This is a genomic window from Pleomorphochaeta caudata, assembly GCF_055395745.1.
This window is the reverse complement of sequence record NZ_AP042458.1, coordinates 1,901,094-1,918,790: the sequence shown is the minus strand read 5'-3', so window position 1 is coordinate 1,918,790 and position 17,697 is coordinate 1,901,094. Positions and strand designations below refer to the sequence as shown.

Annotated in this window: 15 protein-coding genes and 1 rRNA gene; 4 read left to right on the top strand and 12 right to left on the bottom strand. The window is 28.2% G+C overall.

Annotated elements, in window-relative coordinates; genetic code table 11:
* Window positions 1-60 precede the first annotated feature (60 nt).
* The 7 genes from ACZ5RS_RS08945 to ACZ5RS_RS08915 form a co-directional block, all read right to left on the bottom strand.
* Window positions 61-1,032 carry an MraY family glycosyltransferase gene (locus ACZ5RS_RS08945; protein ID WP_464634586.1) on the bottom strand — a complete coding sequence of 324 codons (972 nt, stop codon included), beginning with the start codon at window positions 1,030-1,032 and terminating at the stop codon, window positions 61-63.
* Window positions 1,032-2,402 carry a UDP-N-acetylmuramoyl-tripeptide--D-alanyl-D-alanine ligase gene (locus ACZ5RS_RS08940; protein ID WP_464634584.1) on the bottom strand — a complete coding sequence of 457 codons (1,371 nt, stop codon included), beginning with the start codon at window positions 2,400-2,402 and terminating at the stop codon, window positions 1,032-1,034. Before ACZ5RS_RS08940 ends, ACZ5RS_RS08945 begins: the two co-directional genes overlap by 1 nt.
* An 11-nt stretch (window positions 2,403-2,413) precedes the next feature.
* Window positions 2,414-2,695: a hypothetical protein gene (locus ACZ5RS_RS08935; protein ID WP_464634582.1), complete on the bottom strand. Its 282-nt coding sequence runs from the start codon at window positions 2,693-2,695 to the stop codon at window positions 2,414-2,416.
* Between the two features lie 42 nt (window positions 2,696-2,737).
* Complete coding sequence (rsmH, locus tag ACZ5RS_RS08930) at window positions 2,738-3,667, bottom strand: 16S rRNA (cytosine(1402)-N(4))-methyltransferase RsmH (protein ID WP_464634580.1); 930 nt, start codon at window positions 3,665-3,667, stop codon at window positions 2,738-2,740.
* 8 nt (window positions 3,668-3,675) lie between these two features.
* The gene (locus tag ACZ5RS_RS08925; protein WP_464634578.1) at window positions 3,676-4,122 is read right to left on the bottom strand and encodes a division/cell wall cluster transcriptional repressor MraZ; all 447 of its coding nucleotides are present in this window, start codon (window positions 4,120-4,122) and stop codon (window positions 3,676-3,678) included.
* A 247-nt stretch (window positions 4,123-4,369) separates the two neighbouring features.
* Entirely contained in the window at window positions 4,370-5,977 is a 1,608-nt protein-coding gene (locus ACZ5RS_RS08920) for a glycoside hydrolase family 57 protein (protein ID WP_464634576.1), read from the bottom strand.
* Window positions 5,964-6,707, bottom strand: coding sequence for a DUF4912 domain-containing protein (locus ACZ5RS_RS08915; RefSeq protein ID WP_464634574.1), 744 nt, complete (start codon window positions 6,705-6,707; stop codon window positions 5,964-5,966). The genes ACZ5RS_RS08920 and ACZ5RS_RS08915 overlap by 14 nt, the downstream gene beginning before the upstream one ends.
* A 136-nt stretch (window positions 6,708-6,843) precedes the next feature.
* On the opposite strand from ACZ5RS_RS08915, the gene ACZ5RS_RS08910 reads away from it, so the two are divergent.
* Window positions 6,844-9,171 carry a DUF3536 domain-containing protein gene (locus ACZ5RS_RS08910; RefSeq protein WP_464634572.1) on the top strand — a complete coding sequence of 776 codons (2,328 nt, stop codon included), beginning with the start codon at window positions 6,844-6,846 and terminating at the stop codon, window positions 9,169-9,171.
* Between the two features lie 206 nt (window positions 9,172-9,377).
* Here the strand turns inward: ACZ5RS_RS08910 and recN are convergent, their stop codons facing one another.
* Genes recN through ACZ5RS_RS08895 form a run of 3 tightly spaced genes read right to left on the bottom strand, consistent with a single transcriptional unit; the run spans window position 9,378 to window position 12,951 of the window.
* Window positions 9,378-11,039, bottom strand: coding sequence for a DNA repair protein RecN (gene recN / locus ACZ5RS_RS08905; RefSeq protein WP_464634570.1), 1,662 nt, complete (start codon window positions 11,037-11,039; stop codon window positions 9,378-9,380).
* Window positions 11,032-11,898 carry an NAD(+)/NADH kinase gene (locus tag ACZ5RS_RS08900; protein WP_464634568.1) on the bottom strand — a complete coding sequence of 289 codons (867 nt, stop codon included), beginning with the start codon at window positions 11,896-11,898 and terminating at the stop codon, window positions 11,032-11,034. The genes recN and ACZ5RS_RS08900 overlap by 8 nt, the downstream gene beginning before the upstream one ends.
* A 15-nt stretch (window positions 11,899-11,913) precedes the next feature.
* Window positions 11,914-12,951 (bottom strand): DegT/DnrJ/EryC1/StrS family aminotransferase, encoded by a 1,038-nt coding sequence (locus ACZ5RS_RS08895; protein ID WP_464634566.1) that lies wholly within the window; start codon window positions 12,949-12,951, stop codon window positions 11,914-11,916.
* Window positions 12,952-13,104: 153 nt separating this feature from the next.
* On the opposite strand from ACZ5RS_RS08895, the gene ACZ5RS_RS08890 reads away from it, so the two are divergent.
* A complete protein-coding gene (locus ACZ5RS_RS08890) occupies window positions 13,105-14,232 on the top strand; it encodes a CdaR family transcriptional regulator (RefSeq protein WP_464634564.1) in 1,128 nt (375 codons plus the stop codon).
* Between the two features lie 93 nt (window positions 14,233-14,325).
* Complete coding sequence (locus ACZ5RS_RS08885; RefSeq protein ID WP_464634562.1) at window positions 14,326-15,456, top strand: glycerate kinase; 1,131 nt, start codon at window positions 14,326-14,328, stop codon at window positions 15,454-15,456.
* A gap of 81 nt (window positions 15,457-15,537) precedes the next feature.
* On the opposite strand, the gene ACZ5RS_RS08880 is transcribed toward ACZ5RS_RS08885, so the two are convergent.
* On the bottom strand, window positions 15,538-16,368 hold the full coding sequence (locus tag ACZ5RS_RS08880) for a Cof-type HAD-IIB family hydrolase (RefSeq protein ID WP_464634560.1): 831 nt from the start codon (window positions 16,366-16,368) through the stop codon (window positions 15,538-15,540).
* 161 nt (window positions 16,369-16,529) lie between these two features.
* Between ACZ5RS_RS08880 and ACZ5RS_RS08875 the strand changes: the two genes are divergently transcribed.
* A complete protein-coding gene (locus ACZ5RS_RS08875) occupies window positions 16,530-17,435 on the top strand; it encodes a PfkB family carbohydrate kinase (RefSeq protein WP_464634558.1) in 906 nt (301 codons plus the stop codon).
* A gap of 88 nt (window positions 17,436-17,523) precedes the next feature.
* Here ACZ5RS_RS08875 and rrf read toward each other — a convergent pair.
* Window positions 17,524-17,634: ribosomal RNA gene (rrf, locus tag ACZ5RS_RS08870) — 5S ribosomal RNA — on the bottom strand.
* Window positions 17,635-17,697 lie beyond the last annotated feature (63 nt).

Below are 17,697 nucleotides of genomic sequence, written 5' to 3'. Positions count from 1 at the left end.
TTGTTTTACCATTCTTTTTTAATTTGTGCCATTAATTAATAAATAATTAAAACTCCTTTTCTAAATATTCAAATAACAATAAAGTAACAAAGCTATTATCGAAAACAATGCTGACAATCTTGAAAACATGTTTACAATTTCAATTTCACTCTCTCCCTTCTTTTCAAACAAATGGTGAATTGGAGCGATAGTGAAAACTTTTTTCTTAAATATATTTATCGAAACTATTTGAATTAATGATGTAAATAATTCAACACTCAACATTAGGGATGCAATAATAAAAATTAAAGAAATCTTCAAAGATAAAGCAATTATTAACAAAGTGCTTCCTAATGCCATTGAACCACAATCTCCCATAAAATATCTTGCAGGGAATTTATTAAAATGTAAAAAAGCAACTAATGCAGCTAATAAACTAATACTCAAAACTAAAATCATTTGATTGTTCTCACCCATTATTGCAATCAAAATCAATAAAACACAAAGTGGTAGACTTACAGATCCGGCAAGCCCATCAAGTCCATCGGTTATATTAAAAGCATTAACAAAATAGACTAATAAGAAAATTAAAAATAAATTTTCAAATATCTTAGCTATAATATTATCCTTCATTAAAAATGGAATTCCACTTCCAATAAAATTGTGATAAGTACCATAAAGGACAAAGAAAATTGCAATAACAAATTGCCAGAAAAGTTTAGTTTTACTGGTTATGCCATCACCATTATCACTACTTCTTTTATAAAAATCATCTATAAAACCTAAAACGCCAAAACTAGAAATAACTCCAAATAAGTACAATAATTTAGTATTTATTTGTGCAAAAAAAGCTGTGGAAAGGAAAGTCGCAAGAACAAAAGCAATCCCACCAACATTGGGGATTGTTTCTTTATTTTTATGAAATCCTTCTAATTCAGGTTTTGATTTACTAACCATTATTGCTGCTTTATTAATTAATAAAAGAGAAATAAGATAAGTTAAACCATAACTGGTGAAAAAAGGAAAAACAAATTCATAAATAAAATTTTTCATCATACTACTCCTTGTAAAGTAGGGATTAACCTTTCAATTGCCATTGCTCTTGAACCCTTGAGCAAAAACAAGTCTCCTTTTTTCTTATTCTTATCTACAGCTAAAGATAAATCTTCAAAATCGTCACTATAGAATAAATTTCCTCTATAATTTTCTTTCTTTAAATAGTAATAAGCATTTTCCATTTCTTTACCAAATAAAAATGCACTTTCTAATTTATTCTGATATACGCTTTTTGCTATTTGAATATGTGCTTTCTTAGAATTTTTACCAAGTTCTTTCATTGAGCCTAATACAACTTTTTTATTTCCTGCCCATACTACTTTTTTTAAGTAACTTAAAATCATATTTGTAGAGATTGGGGATGCATTATAGCAATCTTCTATTACAGTAATATTTCCATCAACTATAGAACCACGGCCTCTCATTGGGACAAATGCCTTTAAGCCTTCAACAATTTGCATATCAGATAAACCCATTTTTCTAACTAGGGTTATAGCGCCTACAACATCTTCTAATAAATATTCACCAAGGATTGGAAGTCTAACTTTTTCATCTCCAATGATTACATCAATTCCTAATAGACCTTGGTCTATAAAATGTACATCATTATAGGAATATTCATATGGACTATAATTTAAATTCTTTGTTAAAATCTTTTTATATCTACAACCTTTAGAAACAAAAGCCATATCTAAATCACTATGGAAAATTTTACCTTTTTCTTTAGCTATTTTTCTCATTGATCCCATTTTCTCGATATGAGCTCTATCAATAGTAGTAATTAAAGCTTGATCAGGTTTTAACATTGATAAGTGTTTATCCATTTCGCCTTTATGATCAATTCCCATTTCAAAAACGCCGTATTGAGTAGTTTCATCGATTTGGAACAAAGATAAAGGAAGGCCTATTTCACTATTTAGATTATTTGGAGTATAGACTGTTCTTCCAGATGTAGATAACAAAGCAGCAACTGCTTGTTTTGTAGTACTTTTACCAACAGAGCCTGTAATTGCTGTATAGTTAATATTAGGAAATTGTGCAATATAATTTTTTGCTAAGTTTTGTAATCCGATTAAAGGAGAATCAACTACTAAAATACCAACATTTTTATTTCTTGTCTGAGCTAAAACTTGATCAATCTTACTTCTTTTAATTAAAACAGCAACTGCTCCATTTTCTATTGCATTAGAAATGAAAACATGACCATCAGTATTTTGACCATCTAGACAAACAAACAAACTATTTTCAGTAGCTTTTCTTGAATCAATTACAATATTAAGTATTTTCTTTGGAGTCTGCTTTATTACATCGGCTTGAGCAAATCTAGCAACGCTGAACACTCCATATTTGTATGTTGAAAAAGCCATATTTACCTTCTTTAATCATCATTTACCATCTGTAAATCTAAATCTTGAGAAAGTGCCATGTTATAAACACTTTCTGGGGTTTTTAAAGAACTGATAACACTCAATTCTTTATTTCTTCTTTCAACCAACAATTCTCTTTCTTTCATCAACTTAGAATGTTCACTAATTGCACTTTGATTTAAACCTTTTAAATAAACAGGTGTAAAAAGACTAGTAAATGTTGTAGCTATTGTAAAAATAGTTAATGCATGAGATACATTTATTTTTAAATTACTTTTTTCATTTTGATGCATATGCACCTCCTAATCTTTCTACTTATATAAATCTTTACAATTTTATATTCTTTCTATCACTCTTAGCTTTGCACTACGGCTAGGAGGATTTATTTCATTTTCTTCGTCACTTGCTGTAATAGGTTTTTTTGTTAATATTTTTACAAGTGGCTTATTATTACATGTACATCTGATTGCATTTTCATCACACGTACATCCATTTGCTAAATCTTTAAAAGTCCATTTCACTATTCTGTCTTCTAGAGAATGAAATGAAATAACTGCCATTCTTCCACCTACTTTCAAGGCATTAGTAGCATTTCTGATAGTATTTTCAATTCTATCTAATTCATTATTTACTTCAATTCTCAAAGCCTGAAATGTTCTAGTAGCAGGATGAATCCTGCCATGTTTATAATTTTGAGGAACACATTTAAAAATTATGTTCTCCAATTCATTTGAGCTCTCAATTTTTTTAAGTTGCCTAGCTTCACAAATGGCCTTAGCAATCCTTCTAGAGTATCTCTCCTCGCCATATTTATAAATTAAATCGGCTAGATCATTCTCCTTGTAGGTATTAACCACCATTTGTGCAGTAAGCTCACTTTCATCATTAAGCCTCATATCAAGCTTCTCATCTTTTTTGAAAGAAAATCCTCTATTAGCTTCTTCATAATGGAAAATGCTAATTCCTAAATCGATTAATACTAAATCGAGTTTTGGACCACTATAATCTTTAAAGTAATCATCAAACCAAGTATGAACAGGTAAAAAACGGTCTCCAAAGTCTCTCATCCTATACTTTGCTTTCTCTTGGATATGCTTATCACAATCCAATCCAATTACTGTCAAATCATCGATGCTATTTAGCATCATAAATGTATGTCCACCCTCTCCTGTAGTACAATCTACCATTATAGGGTTTTCTTTCGTTGGAGGGACTAAGAACTCTTTTACTTCTTTAGCCATTACTGGGTTATGTACAAATTCCATAATCTCTCCTAATTTTCATTCATTTTACTAAAGAGTTGTGCTGTAGCTTCTTCGATATCTAAATCATCATTATTTGCTTGATAATTTGATAAGCTCCAAATTTCAATAAATGGTCCAGCATTCAATAAAATACCTTCACACTTACTATCTAAGCCAACATCTTCTCGTAAAGCTCTTGGTAAACTAAGCCTGCCTGTTTTATCTAAAAGGATTTCAGTAGCAGGAGCTACAAATCTTCTTAGTAATTTTCTGCTATTTCTATCAAACATAGATGCTGCATTCTTATTAATAGTATCTTTTATTAAATTAAAGTCTTCTAATGAGATAATTTGTAAGCAAGTTTCAACTCCATAGGTAAGTATGAAAGATCCTTTTTCAATATTTTCCCTTAATTTATTAGGGAAAAGGAATCTTCCTTTCTCATCAATAGTGATTTTGAAAATGCCCGTATCCATTCAAAAACTCCTAAAATACTATTATTTACCACGTTTCAACCCTAATACTACACTAATTACCACCTTTTTACAATAAAAAACTACAGTAAACTTAATTAATGATACTTAGTAGCTTAAAATAGTTGTTTTTTGTATAGTATTTTAAGATATATATAAATTGATAATTATTTACTTAATTCGTTTTATGCAAATAAAATAAAAAAACCTAGAGAAAAACTCTAGGCAATTTTTTATCTAATTTAAAATTTTATAAACTTTGGCAGTTTTTAATTTCGAATATATTATAATCCAAATTAGGGAATATATTATCCCTAGATTCGCTCTTTACTAGCCATTCAGTATTTACTGCATTTTTGCACATATTTGAGTAAACAACATCAAAATTTGCTAAATGAGAAATCAATTGATTCTTTGCAAAATGAGAATTTGTATCATTAAAAATCATATATGGCCAATCACATGCCATAGCAAGTAATACTTCTCTAGCAGCTTGGTTTAAAAATCTCTTTTTCAAGCTTTGTTGATTTGGAAATCTTTCAGCTAGTTCAACAATTCTTTCAATAGCTTTATGTGTATGACGGTAAATCCAATTATTAGAACCATCAAGCCAAATTTTTGCAAAGCCACCTTCACTCCAAGAAGACAAACAAGGTCTAACTTTTTGGAAGCTTTTAGCTTCTGAATTAATAAAATCTTTTGGATTAATTAATGTTATAGATGCACATTCACTATTTTGTTCAACAATTAATGTTTCTAACCATTGAAGGCCTTCATACCACCAGTGGCCAAATAATTCAGCATCAAAACATAAGGTAAATAAAGGATCTTTACCATTTAAATTAGGTCTTACAGCTCTTCCTTTTTGAGCAATATTATATGCAAAATTCAAAGCATGTTGCTGAGCAACTTTCATTGCAATTTCTCTATCATAATATTTCTTATCAGGACCTTTTTGTGTAATTGCCCAATATTTAAAACCAGTAAATACTCTAACCTCAGGTTCATGAATATATGGTCCAATATAATCTAAAGGTAAATCATAACCAATATCTCTATAGAACTCTCTATACTCATTAGATGAAGGATATCCATCATGAGACCAAACTAAAGAAGTAGTTTGATAATCTCTTGGGAATATTATAACTTCATTTTCAGTTTTAACAGGTCTATAAACTCCAGTTTCACATCTATTTTCACTGAATAATACAGATTGTGAAGAAGCTGGGAAATAAGTAATATTATGCTTAGCTAAAATTTCTTCTAGTCCTGGATAATAACCACATTCAGGTAACCAAAATCCATCAGGTTCATAACCAAAAGCTTCAATAAAAGTTTGAATACCAACTTCTACTTGAGCATTTATTGCAATAGGATATTCACTATAAACAGGGAAAAATGAATTTGTTGCTGCACTAGCTAATAATTCTAAATATCCTTGATCTTTTAATTCTTTAAAGCCTGTTAAAATATTTCTATCATAAATTTCTAAATATTCTTTTAGATTTAATTCTAAAGTCTTTAGGTATGTTTTTGCCATCTCTAAAGCTTCAGGCTGCTCTTGAGCACATCTATTTACTTCTTTTTTACCAAGCTCAATATGTAACTTTAAATAATTAATATATCTATCTTGAAGTAAAGAATCTAATAACATTGTTATTAAAGTTGGAGAAAAACAAATACTCAACTTGTAATTAATATTCTGAGTACTTAATTTATTTAACATTCTCAATAAAGGTAAATAGGATTCATTAATTGATTCGAATAACCAATCTTCTTCTAAGAACCTCTCATGCTCAGGATGGCGCACAAAAGGCATATGAGCATGAAGAACAAAATTCACATTAGTATTTGCCATTTTCATCTCCATGAGCTAATTTTGTCATTACAGATTTTACAACTAAAGGATCTTTATATTCCCCTTGTTTTGTTATTATTGAGGAAAAAGATGAATTAAACAATACTGGATTATTTTCCAATTCATCAGTATGTTTTACCCAATATGGAAAAGGGACACTTAAAGCTATTGACTGTGCTAATGCGATAATCATACCGGCATCGTTTTGAACACATAATGAAACTTGGTAAGTACATCCTAGCTCAGATAGATTTATACTCCAACATGTATCATCTTTATCAACATTTATATTATAAAAAGTTGTTTCATTTGTCTCGTTATTAGTTGAGGTAACTCTTAAAAATACATTCTGTAAATAAGATTCATCTTCCTCTAATAATTTAGCCTTAGTTAATGGAGAAATTGACCAATATGCAAATCCCCAACTTAAATCTGATAGCATAAAATGGATTGATGTTTCCATATATATTTCAGTCAAATCTTCAACACCAGGCAAGTCTTGGAAACCTTCACCATTTACAATATCTGTTAATGAGTTAACATAACGTTGCCCACTAGTGTTTTGTAATCTATTGTTAAATTGAAATGTTCCATCAACTATATCAAATATATCACTTAACTCATCAATCAAGTCTTCTTTGCTTAATGCATCATAATCTTCAACACCTTCCTGCTTGGCAAGGTATTTCAACTCTTGATAAGACAAATTATCAATATCGACTAGTATCATAAATAGATATCCCCTTTTACTCAACGTTAAGTTATGGTAAATAAAACTCAAGTTTTGGTCAACAGGAAGAAAGAATAAAACCATTAGTTAGTCTTACTTCTACACAAAAAATTATTAATATGTTATATTCCACACTATGAATAACGCAAGCAAAAAAAAATTAATTCTCCATGGACATTTTTATCAACCTCCTAGAGAAAATCCATTTACTGGAATTATACCAAAACAACATTCTGCTGCTCCCTTTATCAACTGGAATGAAAGGATTCTCCATGAATGCTATGCATCAAATACTAGCAGTAGATATCTAGATGGTACTGGAAAAATAATCTCACTAATTAACAATTTTGAATATATATCTTTTAACTTTGGACCTACTCTTCTTTCTTGGATTGAAGAACATCATAAAGATGTTCACGATTTAATTATTGAAGCTGATAGAAAAAGTATTCAGCGACTTGGTCATGGTAATGCTATTGCTCAAGGATTTAACCATACAATTCTTCCTCTAGATAGTCTTGAAAATGCTAGACTTCAAATAAGAGGTGGTATTGAAGATTTTAAATACAGATTTAAAAGAATGCCTGAAGGCATGTGGTTACCTGAAACAGCTGTTAATGAAAAAGTTATTGATATTTTAGTAGAAGAAAATATTAAATTCATTATTCTTTCTCCTTGGCAATGTAAGGCAATTGAAGATGAAAATAATAATATAATTGAATTGAAAGGTAAGCCAGCTCCATATGACACGCCTTTTTATATATATGGTGAAAAAGGTAATAAAATTAACGCCTTTTTCTATAATCCTCAATTAGCTGAAGGAATAAGTTTTGGACATCTCTTAAGAGATGCTGATAATTTATATAATGAAATTAGCACTATTAGTAAAAACGATAATACTAGATTTATTCACACAGCTACCGATGGTGAAATTTATGGGCACCATGAACCTTTTGGTGATATGGCCTTAGCTGCTTTAATCAAAAAAGTTTATGAAAGAGATGAATTTGAACTTACTAACTATGCTACTGTTTTAGAAGAAATTCCTCCAACTAGAAGAGCAATTTTAAATCCAGGTGAAGACAATAAGGGTACTAGTTGGTCTTGTTTCCACGGTGTTAGCAGATGGTACAAAGATTGTGGTTGTCACACTGGTGGAGAACCAACTTGGAATCAAAAATGGAGATTCCCATTAAGAGTCGCTATAACTAATAACAGTGAAAGATTAAATGAAATTTTTAAAGAAAAGATTAATGAAATTTTCAATAACGAAGTAGATCCATACCAATTATTAATGGATTATTCAAAAGTTGCATGTGGTGCAATAAAAATGGATATATTTATTGATAATTTAGTAGCTTCACATAGTCAAGCTCAAGGCTATGAAACAGAAATAGCTTCATTACTAGTTGGAATTAAAAATTCTCATTTCTCATTTACTTCTTGTGGTTGGTTTTTTAATGATTTAGCTGGTGTTGAACCTGTTCAAAATATTAACTATGCATTATATGCAATTAATTTATTCCAAAAATATTCGAAAAAGAACTTATTAACACCATTTTTAAAAGATTTAAAAGCTGCTAAGTGTAATAATAAAAGCGATGGTGATGGCATGACAATTGCTCAAAAATCTCTTAATTTATTACCTGGTGAAGTTGAAGCTTCTTTATTCTTTATTCTAAATAGATTGATTGCTAAAATCACCTTAATTGATGATAAATATGGTAGATTCTATTTAACAAAATATAGAATTGTAGATGAAAATATTAAATTTGAAATCTACGATTCAATTTCACTTAGAGAATTTAAATGTACTGGCATTATTGATGAACAATCTGGAGATACTGGTTTTGAATTATACCTATCAATAAAAGACAAAGTAACTAATTCTATTAATCACTACACCGTAAATAATAAGGATGTCACCGAAAGAATTATTGATGCAACCTATGATTGGATTGAAAAATCCCTTAGTGTTGTAGGAGATGAAGAACTTAAACAAATTGCAAAAGATATTGATAGCTATTCTATGATTTCTAAAGGAAGTCATTACTCTCCAAACGATACTATATTTATTGAAAATATTGGAACTTGTATTAGAGCTTTACGTTCATTATTTATAACTCCAAATACTTTAAGTTGGGCATCAAAAAAACAAAGTATTTCTCATCTTATTGATTTTATTATGATTCAAGGTAGCAAAAAAGAGAAAAATACTGTTATGAAAATATTTAATGACGAAGCAAAGTCTATTGCTGAAGTTATGAAAGAAGATGGACTTCATAATAATATAATAGAATATACTATTAATTTCTTAAAAATGGCTCATGATGAAAGACTTAATTTAGAAATGAAATCAATTCAAAATGTTATCTATCCTTATACAAAAAGAAAAGATTTAGATGAGTTAAATATTAACTTAGAAAACTTTAATGAAATGAAATCTTTATTAAATTTTGCATAAGAAATAATATAAAAAAATAGGCATCTTATGTGCCTATTTTTTATATCAAAATTATAAATAAAATATAGAATTATCATATTAAAGTTATATAGAAATAAATGTTTACAATATAAAAGATATACAATATATACAATTATTATATAATTTTATATATTTATAATATAATTATTATATTAAAAATTATAAATAAAAGTATAATTGTGATACTAATTTAATAAAGTTTTTGCATGTTCTAATGAAACTTCAGACTTTATATCTCCAGATAACATTCTTGCAATTTCAACAACCCTTTCATCTTTATTTAGATCAACAATAGTTGTAAAACTTAAATTAGATTTTACACTCTTTTTAACCATCAAATGTGAATTAGCTTTACTTGCAATTGAGGCTAAATGAGTTATAACTATTACTTGGGAAGTTTTAGATAACTCTAATAAAGTATCAGCGACATTGGTTGCAACCTGACCACCAATTCCTGCATCGACTTCATCAAATACTAAAGTAGATAAATTATCTTTTTCACTCAATGTAGCTTTTATAGCTAACATAACTCTAGATAATTCACCACCACTTGCAATTTCTTTAATATCTCTTTTTTGAACACCTGGGTTAGCACTCATTAAGAACGTTATATCGTCAATACCATCAAGAGAAAAATCTTTTTCAACTAAATCAACGGCAAAACTTGCATGCTGCATTCCCAACTTCTTTAATCTCTCTTCAATTGAAGAAGAAAGCTTTATTGCAGCTTTTTTTCTTTGGGTACTTAAAGTATAAGCTTTTTGCTTTAATTCTATCTTAGTTTTTTTAAGTTGATTTTCAATAAATATTATATCATCTTCGCCATTCGTTAAGGCTTTAATCTTAGAATCAATATCATTTTTAAAATTCATAACATTAGCTAAGGATGGTCCATATTTTTTCTTTAATTTTTGTAATTGAGATAAACGACTTTGCATTTCATCTAATTCAATTTGACTATATTGCATATTATCTAAATAGTCTTTTAAAGTCTCATATATATCATCAAGCTCTAAGGCACAACTTTTCATTCGTGCCGATAAAGGAATTATAGAATCATCTCTCCTCTTTACTTTATCTAAGATTTCATTACATTTATCAATATTATTTAATGTACTACTACTCTCATATGAATTGCTTAAAATATCTAAAATCAAAGAAATGTTGTCATGAATTTGTTCAAATTGACTTATTCTTTTAATCTTATCATCTAATTCATCGTCTTCATTTTCTTTTGGATCAACGCTATTTATTTCCTCATAAGCAAATCTTAAATAATCTTCTTGTTGCCTAGATGCCAAAATTACCTGTTCGATTCGAGTCTTTTCATCAGTTAATTCTTTAACTTTATTATATGTTGTTTGATAATCTTTCAAGAGCTCAAAGAAATCCCCATAACTATCTAGAAGATTTAATTGTTTAGATTTTTTCATTATGGATTGATGAGCATGCTGAGCCGAGATATCAATTAGGTATGATGCTAATTGACTTAATAAATTCCTATTTACAGCTTCATTATTTAAATAACTTAAAGTTCTCCCATTTGTTTTTATTATTCTCTTTATAATAATAGTATCATCATCAAGATTAATATTATTCTCATCAAGGAATCTCAATAATTCACTATCTTTTTTATCAATATAAAATTGCCCAATAACAGTAGCACTATCAAATCCATTTCTTATTGAAGTTGTATCTCCTTTTGCCCCCAACAATAAAGTCAAAGCAGAAAGCATAATTGATTTACCAGCTCCAGTTTCACCTGTTATAGCACTAAAGCCTTCTTTAAAATCAATATGGATATCTTCAATAAGTTTAAAAGCATGAATATCTAAACACTCAAGCATTTCCTCTGCCTCCCGACCAATTCAATTTATCACGTAAAATATCATAATTAGTTCTATTATTTGTTACCAATAAAATTGCTTTTGTTTCTGATTGAATAACTTTTACAATATCATTTTCAAAAACTTTTTCATTAACTTGTCCATCTAAATTGATCATAACATCAGTTCTCTGATCTTCTAAAATTTTAATAGAAATACTACTTTTACTTGAGACAACTAAAGGTCGATTGGATAAAGTAAAAGGACAAACTGGAGTACAAACTAAAGCCGATAAAGAATTATCAACAATTGGTCCCCCTGCAGCTAGTGAATATCCTGTACTTCCTGTTGGAGTTGAAACAATCATACCATCAGCTCTGAAACTTCCAAGAAAGGTCTCATTTACACTCATATCAAAAGTTATTACTTTACTTAAACCATTTGAAGTAACAACTACTTCATTCAAAGCGGTTCCACCAAAAACAACTGTACCATTTCTAATTACTGAAGCTTTTATTGTAGATCGTTTATGTAAAACATGATCGTTTCCATCTTCCACATAGGAGTGCAAAGTCTTTTTCCATTCACTTAATGATACTTCAGTAATATAACCAAAAGTTCCCATATTAACAGGTAAAATAGGTACTCCTAAATTCTGTAAATGTCTAACACAGTATAAGACTGTACCATCCCCACCGAGAGAAATAACTAAATCAATTTCACCATCAAATCTAATATCTGCTGAATTTGAGCTGGTTTTCACTAAAGTTGTTTTAATATCAAAGCTATTCAAATATCTAATAATTTCGTTAGATGTCTCTTCTATATGTTGTTTCTGCCAATTAGCGACAATTAAAATATGTTTTAGTTTAACTTTCATAATTAATATTACTCCTTAAGGTAAATGGGAAATTACTTTTACCAAAATATCTATCTCACCTGGTTTTAAAAATGGATAAATTGGAAATGCTACACCTCTTAATACAGCAGCACTTGCTTTTGGATATAATGAATATTGATTCTTATAATCATTACCAATACTGTTTGTGAACATTTTCATACAAGTCACATTATATTTTTTCGCAAAATCAATTACTTGATCAGGATTTGATTCTAGTATAACAGGAAAACACCAACCATTTGAAAAAAAGTTAATATCTTTTTGACCAAATAATTTATGATCAGTTTTTAATAATGCATTTTTAAACATATTAAAGATTTCATTTCTTTTAGCTAAATGTTTTTCCACATCATATAATTGAATAATCCCCAAAGCTGCATTTAAATCGGGTAATTGTTGATATTTAGATATTAAAGAATATTCTTTTGCTAAAAGTTCTTTATATTCCTTTTTATCATATAATATTGCCGCGCCCCCACCACAAGAAACAATATGTTCTTGCTCAAAGGCACAAATAACAATATCCCCATAACTTCCTGCAAAATCTTCATCAAAAGTAGATCCAAAACTTTGAGAAATATCTTCTATTACACTTATTCCTAAAGCTTTAAAATCTTCAGAATAAGGGATTTGACAAAAAGGTTCATAGAGCAAAATTGCAGCGACATCTTTATCTTCTATTTTTTCTAAAATATCTTCACTTCTTAAACTACAAGTATCACTATCAATATCCACATAAATAGCTTTTGCTTTTAATGAATTTATTGCTAATTTATATATTTTAGGAGAAAGAATAGATACTACTACATTTGAATTTTCTTTTACACCTGCGATTTTTAATGAAGAAATTATTGCATCGTAATAACTACGAAGTGCCAAACCATTTTTTTTATTTAATCTTTGGCATAATAGATTTATAAATTCTTGTTTTCTTGCACCAGGCCCGATTTTTTCATCTACCATGGCTTGCAAGACTGACTGCATATCTTTTCTTCTTAAGGTAGGTTTATAAAACTCAATTTTATCTGCCACATTAACCTCTACTTTTTTCTATCTTAATATAATATATACGATAATTAAAAATATTTCTTTAATTATTTTATATTTTTAACATTATAGCAGCTATTTATCATTTTAAAATAAATATACTTTCACTGCAATTATAAACCATGTTAATATATTTTTATGGAATTATCAAAAACAGATGCACAAGAAATAGTAAAAGAAATATCTCAATTACTAAAAACTAAAATAAATATTATGAATAATAAAGGTATTATAATAGCTAGTTCAAATAAAAATAGGATTAATACCTTTCATGAAGGTGCCTACAAAATAATAACTAATAAACTTAATGAGTTAGAAGTTCAAGAAAAGGATTCTGATTTACAAGGAACTTATCAGGGCCTAAATTTCCCAATAGAATTTAACAATGAAATAATTGGTGTTGTTGGAATTACAGGAACTTCAGAAACAACTAGAGCATATGGAAATATAGTTAAAAAAATGACTGAGATTTTAGTTGAAGGTAAAGCTAAAGATGAAGCAAAAAGAAATAAGGAATTAATTAAAAGTTATTTTCTAATTGATTGGATTGCCTCAGATAATACTCCTTATAATCTTCAGTTAATCCAAAGAGGATTAGATTTAAATATAAATATTGAAAAAGAAAGAAGAGTTATTGCTCTATATATTTCAGCATCAAATCAGCAATTAGCTATAGATCTTGAAAAGAAAATTATAAATAGATTTTATACAAGCAATACTTCAAATTTAATTTTTAAAGAATCAAATTATTTAATTATTGCTACAGAAGAATTAGATAAAATCAATTTAAATAATCAATTAAACAAAATAATTAATTCATTAAAAACTGATAATGTAAAAATTTTTATCGGAATTAGTAGCATAATTAAAGATTTTTATAATATTAATATGTATTACAAAAACGCTATACATGCACTTAACATACAAAGATTAAGAAATATTAGTGGTTTTTCTTACTATAAAGATTTAGCAATTGAATTAATTTATGAACATATTCCAACTTCAACAAAAACTGAAATAATAAATAAAATATTTTCAAAATATAATAGTGATAATATTGAAAAACCAATAGAAATACTAAAAACATATTTTGAATTTAATGGGTCAATAAAAAGAGCTGCATTAAAATTAAATATGCATCCTAATACGTTGCAATATCACTTAAATAAAATTAAAGAAGATACAAATTTAGACCCTAGAAATATAAAAGACACTCTCCTATTTCAACTATGTATCGATTTCTTTTATCAAATAAATAATAATTAGCATATATAACAAATAAAAACCATAATATTTAGTTTATAAAACAATTATGTATTTAAAAATTCCATGATACTCTAATATCATGTGGAGGAAATAATGAAAGTAGTAATCGCATCAGATTCTTTTAAAGGAAGTGCAACCTCTTTAGATGTTGCATCAGCTATTGAACGGGGAATTCATAAAGCTGACGAATCAGTAGAAACAGTAAAATTCCCAGTTTCAGATGGTGGTGAAGGATTAATTGAAGTAATTAATAGCTTAGAAGGCTATTACAAAGTAGAAATTGAAGTAAATGACCCTTTATTCAATAAAATCAAAGCAAGTTATGTAAGAAATAAAGATACAGCTTTTATAGAAATGGCAATTGCTAGTGGCTTACCTCTTGTTCCAAGTGAAAAACGAAATCCATTATATACAACAACTTATGGAACAGGTGAATTAATTAAACATGCACTAGATAATGGAATTAAAAATCTAGTAATCGGAATTGGTGGTAGTGCTACTAATGACGGCGGAATTGGAATGTTGAGTGCTCTTGGCGCAAAATTTTACGATGAAAATAGTGAATTAATAAAACCAATTGGATTAAACATAGCAAAAATTACAAATTATGATTTATCTAGCCTAGATAAAAATCTTTCAACTTCACAAATCTCTGTAGCTTGTGATGTAGATAATCCTTTATGTGGAATAAATGGTGCAAGCTATATTTATGGACCACAAAAGGGTGCAGATCAAGAAACTGTAGAATTCCTTGATAAAAGCTTAGAAAACTTTTCAAAACTAGTAAATAAAGAAAAAGAAGCTCTTGAACCAGGTAGCGGTGCAGCTGGTGGACTTGGATTTGCACTAAAAGCATTTTTAAATGCAGAACTTACCAGTGGTATTGAATTAGTCTTAACTGCTATAGGTTTTGAACAAGCAGTATCAAATGCTGATTTAGTTATTACAGGTGAAGGTAAAATTGATGGACAAAGCAAAAGAGGCAAAGTCCCAGTTGGAGTTGCTAAATTAGCTAAAAAATGGGGTGTCCCAGTTATAGCATTAGCAGGTGATATTGGAAAAGGAACTGAAGCTTTATATGATTTAGGAATTGATGGAATAGTTTCAACAACAAGTCGTGCTATGATTTTAGAAGAAGCTATGAAAAATTCTTTAAATCTAACAGAAGATGAAGCTTTTAGATTATGGAAAATCTTACAAATTCAATTAAAAAATATTAAATAAAATCTATAAAAACAAATAACATAAATAACAATTAAATCTCTTTAAAAATTATATTTAAAGAGATTTTTTTTATCCATAAGCTTAATCATTAATTAAATCTGTATTATTCTTAATAAAATATGCAATACCATCCTCAGAATTCAACTTTGTTACATATTTTGCTACTTCTTTAACATTATCTCCTGCATTTCCCATTGCAACTGAATTTGGTAATTTATCTAGCATTTCTAAATCATTATGACTATCACCAAAAGCTAAAACTTCACTATCTTTTAAACCAAGCCTATTTAAAACATTAATAATACCAGAATATTTATTTACTTGTTTATTTAATATTTCTAAATAATTTATATGCGCAGAAGTTATATATAATTCATCCTCTAAAATCATACTTTTCTCTTTTAGTAATTTAATTAGATCTTTATTTATTCCTTCACCTTTACCAAAAAATTCACACTTTAAGACTTTTTCCTCAGATAAGTTGAATTTGCTATGAGGCAATAAATTACTTCCACTATCTCCACTTTCCATCATATATGGCTTAATTTTATCGTCTTCAAGATAAATATTATTTGGAGTATATATATTTAAACTTTTTGACAATTGTTTTGATAAATCTATTAAATAAGATACTGTGTTTTCACTAATAGAAATAGTATCAATTATTTGCTCAGTTTTAGGATCAAAAATTAATGCTCCATTTGCTAAAACCATAGGAACATTTATATTTAAATCTTTTGTCATTGGAATTGCCGTTTGAGGAGTTCTTCCTGATGCAATTATAATTAAAACACCTCTTTTTCTTAATTGAATTAGGGTGTTTTTTGTATCTTCAGAAATTGATAATTGTGGATTTAATAGAGTACCATCCAAATCCAAAATTATTGCCTTTAAATTTTTTAACATTTTCATGAGAGTTATAATAAATCTATAAAACAAATAAATCAATCATTAGAAGTTTATGATGTAAATTAATATTTTATTTAACTATTGTTGCAATAAATCTAATAATTGATGTAAAATTCTCACAATAAATTTAATTTTGTTTTACATAAAATAGGAAACTAAACTGCATGAATATATTAATAGTATGCCTCAATCCAACTTTTCAAAGAACAATGATATTTGACAATTTCAATATTGGAGAAGTTAACAGAGCAAAAAAAATAATTTTTAACACATCAGGAAAAGGTGTTAATACTGCACGAGTTTTAGCTCAAAAAGGACTTGCTAGTGTAGTATTAACTCATCTTGGAAAAAATAGAATGCATGAGATGATAAGTCAATGCAACAGTGATAATGTTAATTTACTGTACGCTATTAACTCAAATAAAATGAGAACATGTACTACAATACTCTCAAATAATCACCAGACAACTGAACTTGTTGAAGAAGCTAATGCTGTTGATGAAAACTGTGCAAAAGAAATTGTTGAAATATTCAATAAAAATTTAAATTATTTTGATTTATTGATTATTACAGGAACTAGAGCTCCTGGATATGATAAAAATATTTATGCTGATTTTGTAAAAAAAGCAAAAGATAATAAAAAAACTGTCATTTTGGATATTTGTAAAGAAGAGTTAAAAAAATGTTTACCTTATAAACCTAATATAATTAAACCTAATTTATCAGAATTTTGTAAAACATTTTTTGATTTAGATTTAAAAGAGAATGAAGATTCTGATTTTATCAAAGAAAAAACAATAAATAAAATGAAAGAAATATATGATGAATATAAAACTATCTCTATTATAACTAGAGGAAGTAGACCTATTTGGGTATATGATAATGGTTTCTATGAAGTAAAACCTTATAATTTTGATAAAATAGTAAATACTGTTGGATGTGGAGATACTTTCTTAGCCTCTCTATCATACAGCATATCTAAAAATATTCCTTTAAAAGAAGCAATAGTGAATGCAACTAAAGATGCTGCAATTAATGCATCAGTTTTAATTCCTGGAAGCCTTAAATAAAATAATCATTAATAAGAGAAACCCCTTAAGGAGAAATCTTTAAGGGTTTTTTAGGCAAAAAAAATCACCTAAAAGGTGAAAAAAAAAGGCCCGGCAGCTACCTACTCTCCCACAAAAATGTAGTACCATCGGCGTGAGAGCGCTTAACTGCCGTGTTCGAGATGGGAACGGGTGTATCCACTCTGCTATGGCCACCGGGCCAACTTAAATTTAGAGAGATAAATTAGTATTTATCTATCCAACTTAAGTGCGATATTTTCGG

Excerpts from the sequence above, each read along its gene's own strand:
- ACZ5RS_RS08900 (WP_464634568.1), bottom strand. The coding sequence starts at position 11,898 with ATGAAAGTTAAACTAAAACATATTTTAATTGTCGCTAATTGGCAGAAA.
- ACZ5RS_RS08880 (WP_464634560.1), bottom strand. The coding sequence starts at position 16,368 with ATGAAAATGTTAAAAAATTTAAAGGCAATAATTTTGGATTTGGATGGT.
- ACZ5RS_RS08910 (WP_464634572.1), top strand. The coding sequence starts at position 6,844 with ATGAATAACGCAAGCAAAAAAAAATTAATTCTCCATGGACATTTTTAT.
- rsmH (WP_464634580.1), bottom strand. The coding sequence starts at position 3,667 with ATGGAATTTGTACATAACCCAGTAATGGCTAAAGAAGTAAAAGAGTTC.
- ACZ5RS_RS08920 (WP_464634576.1), bottom strand. The coding sequence starts at position 5,977 with ATGGCAAATACTAATGTGAATTTTGTTCTTCATGCTCATATGCCTTTT.
- ACZ5RS_RS08925 (WP_464634578.1), bottom strand. The coding sequence starts at position 4,122 with ATGGATACGGGCATTTTCAAAATCACTATTGATGAGAAAGGAAGATTC.
- ACZ5RS_RS08945 (WP_464634586.1), bottom strand. The coding sequence starts at position 1,032 with ATGAAAAATTTTATTTATGAATTTGTTTTTCCTTTTTTCACCAGTTAT.
- ACZ5RS_RS08875 (WP_464634558.1), top strand. The coding sequence starts at position 16,530 with ATGAATATATTAATAGTATGCCTCAATCCAACTTTTCAAAGAACAATG.
- ACZ5RS_RS08935 (WP_464634582.1), bottom strand. The coding sequence starts at position 2,695 with ATGCATCAAAATGAAAAAAGTAATTTAAAAATAAATGTATCTCATGCA.
- ACZ5RS_RS08915 (WP_464634574.1), bottom strand. The coding sequence starts at position 6,707 with ATGATACTAGTCGATATTGATAATTTGTCTTATCAAGAGTTGAAATAC.
- ACZ5RS_RS08885 (WP_464634562.1), top strand. The coding sequence starts at position 14,326 with ATGAAAGTAGTAATCGCATCAGATTCTTTTAAAGGAAGTGCAACCTCT.
- recN (WP_464634570.1), bottom strand. The coding sequence starts at position 11,039 with ATGCTTGAGTGTTTAGATATTCATGCTTTTAAACTTATTGAAGATATC.
- ACZ5RS_RS08890 (WP_464634564.1), top strand. The coding sequence starts at position 13,105 with ATGGAATTATCAAAAACAGATGCACAAGAAATAGTAAAAGAAATATCT.
- ACZ5RS_RS08940 (WP_464634584.1), bottom strand. The coding sequence starts at position 2,402 with ATGGCTTTTTCAACATACAAATATGGAGTGTTCAGCGTTGCTAGATTT.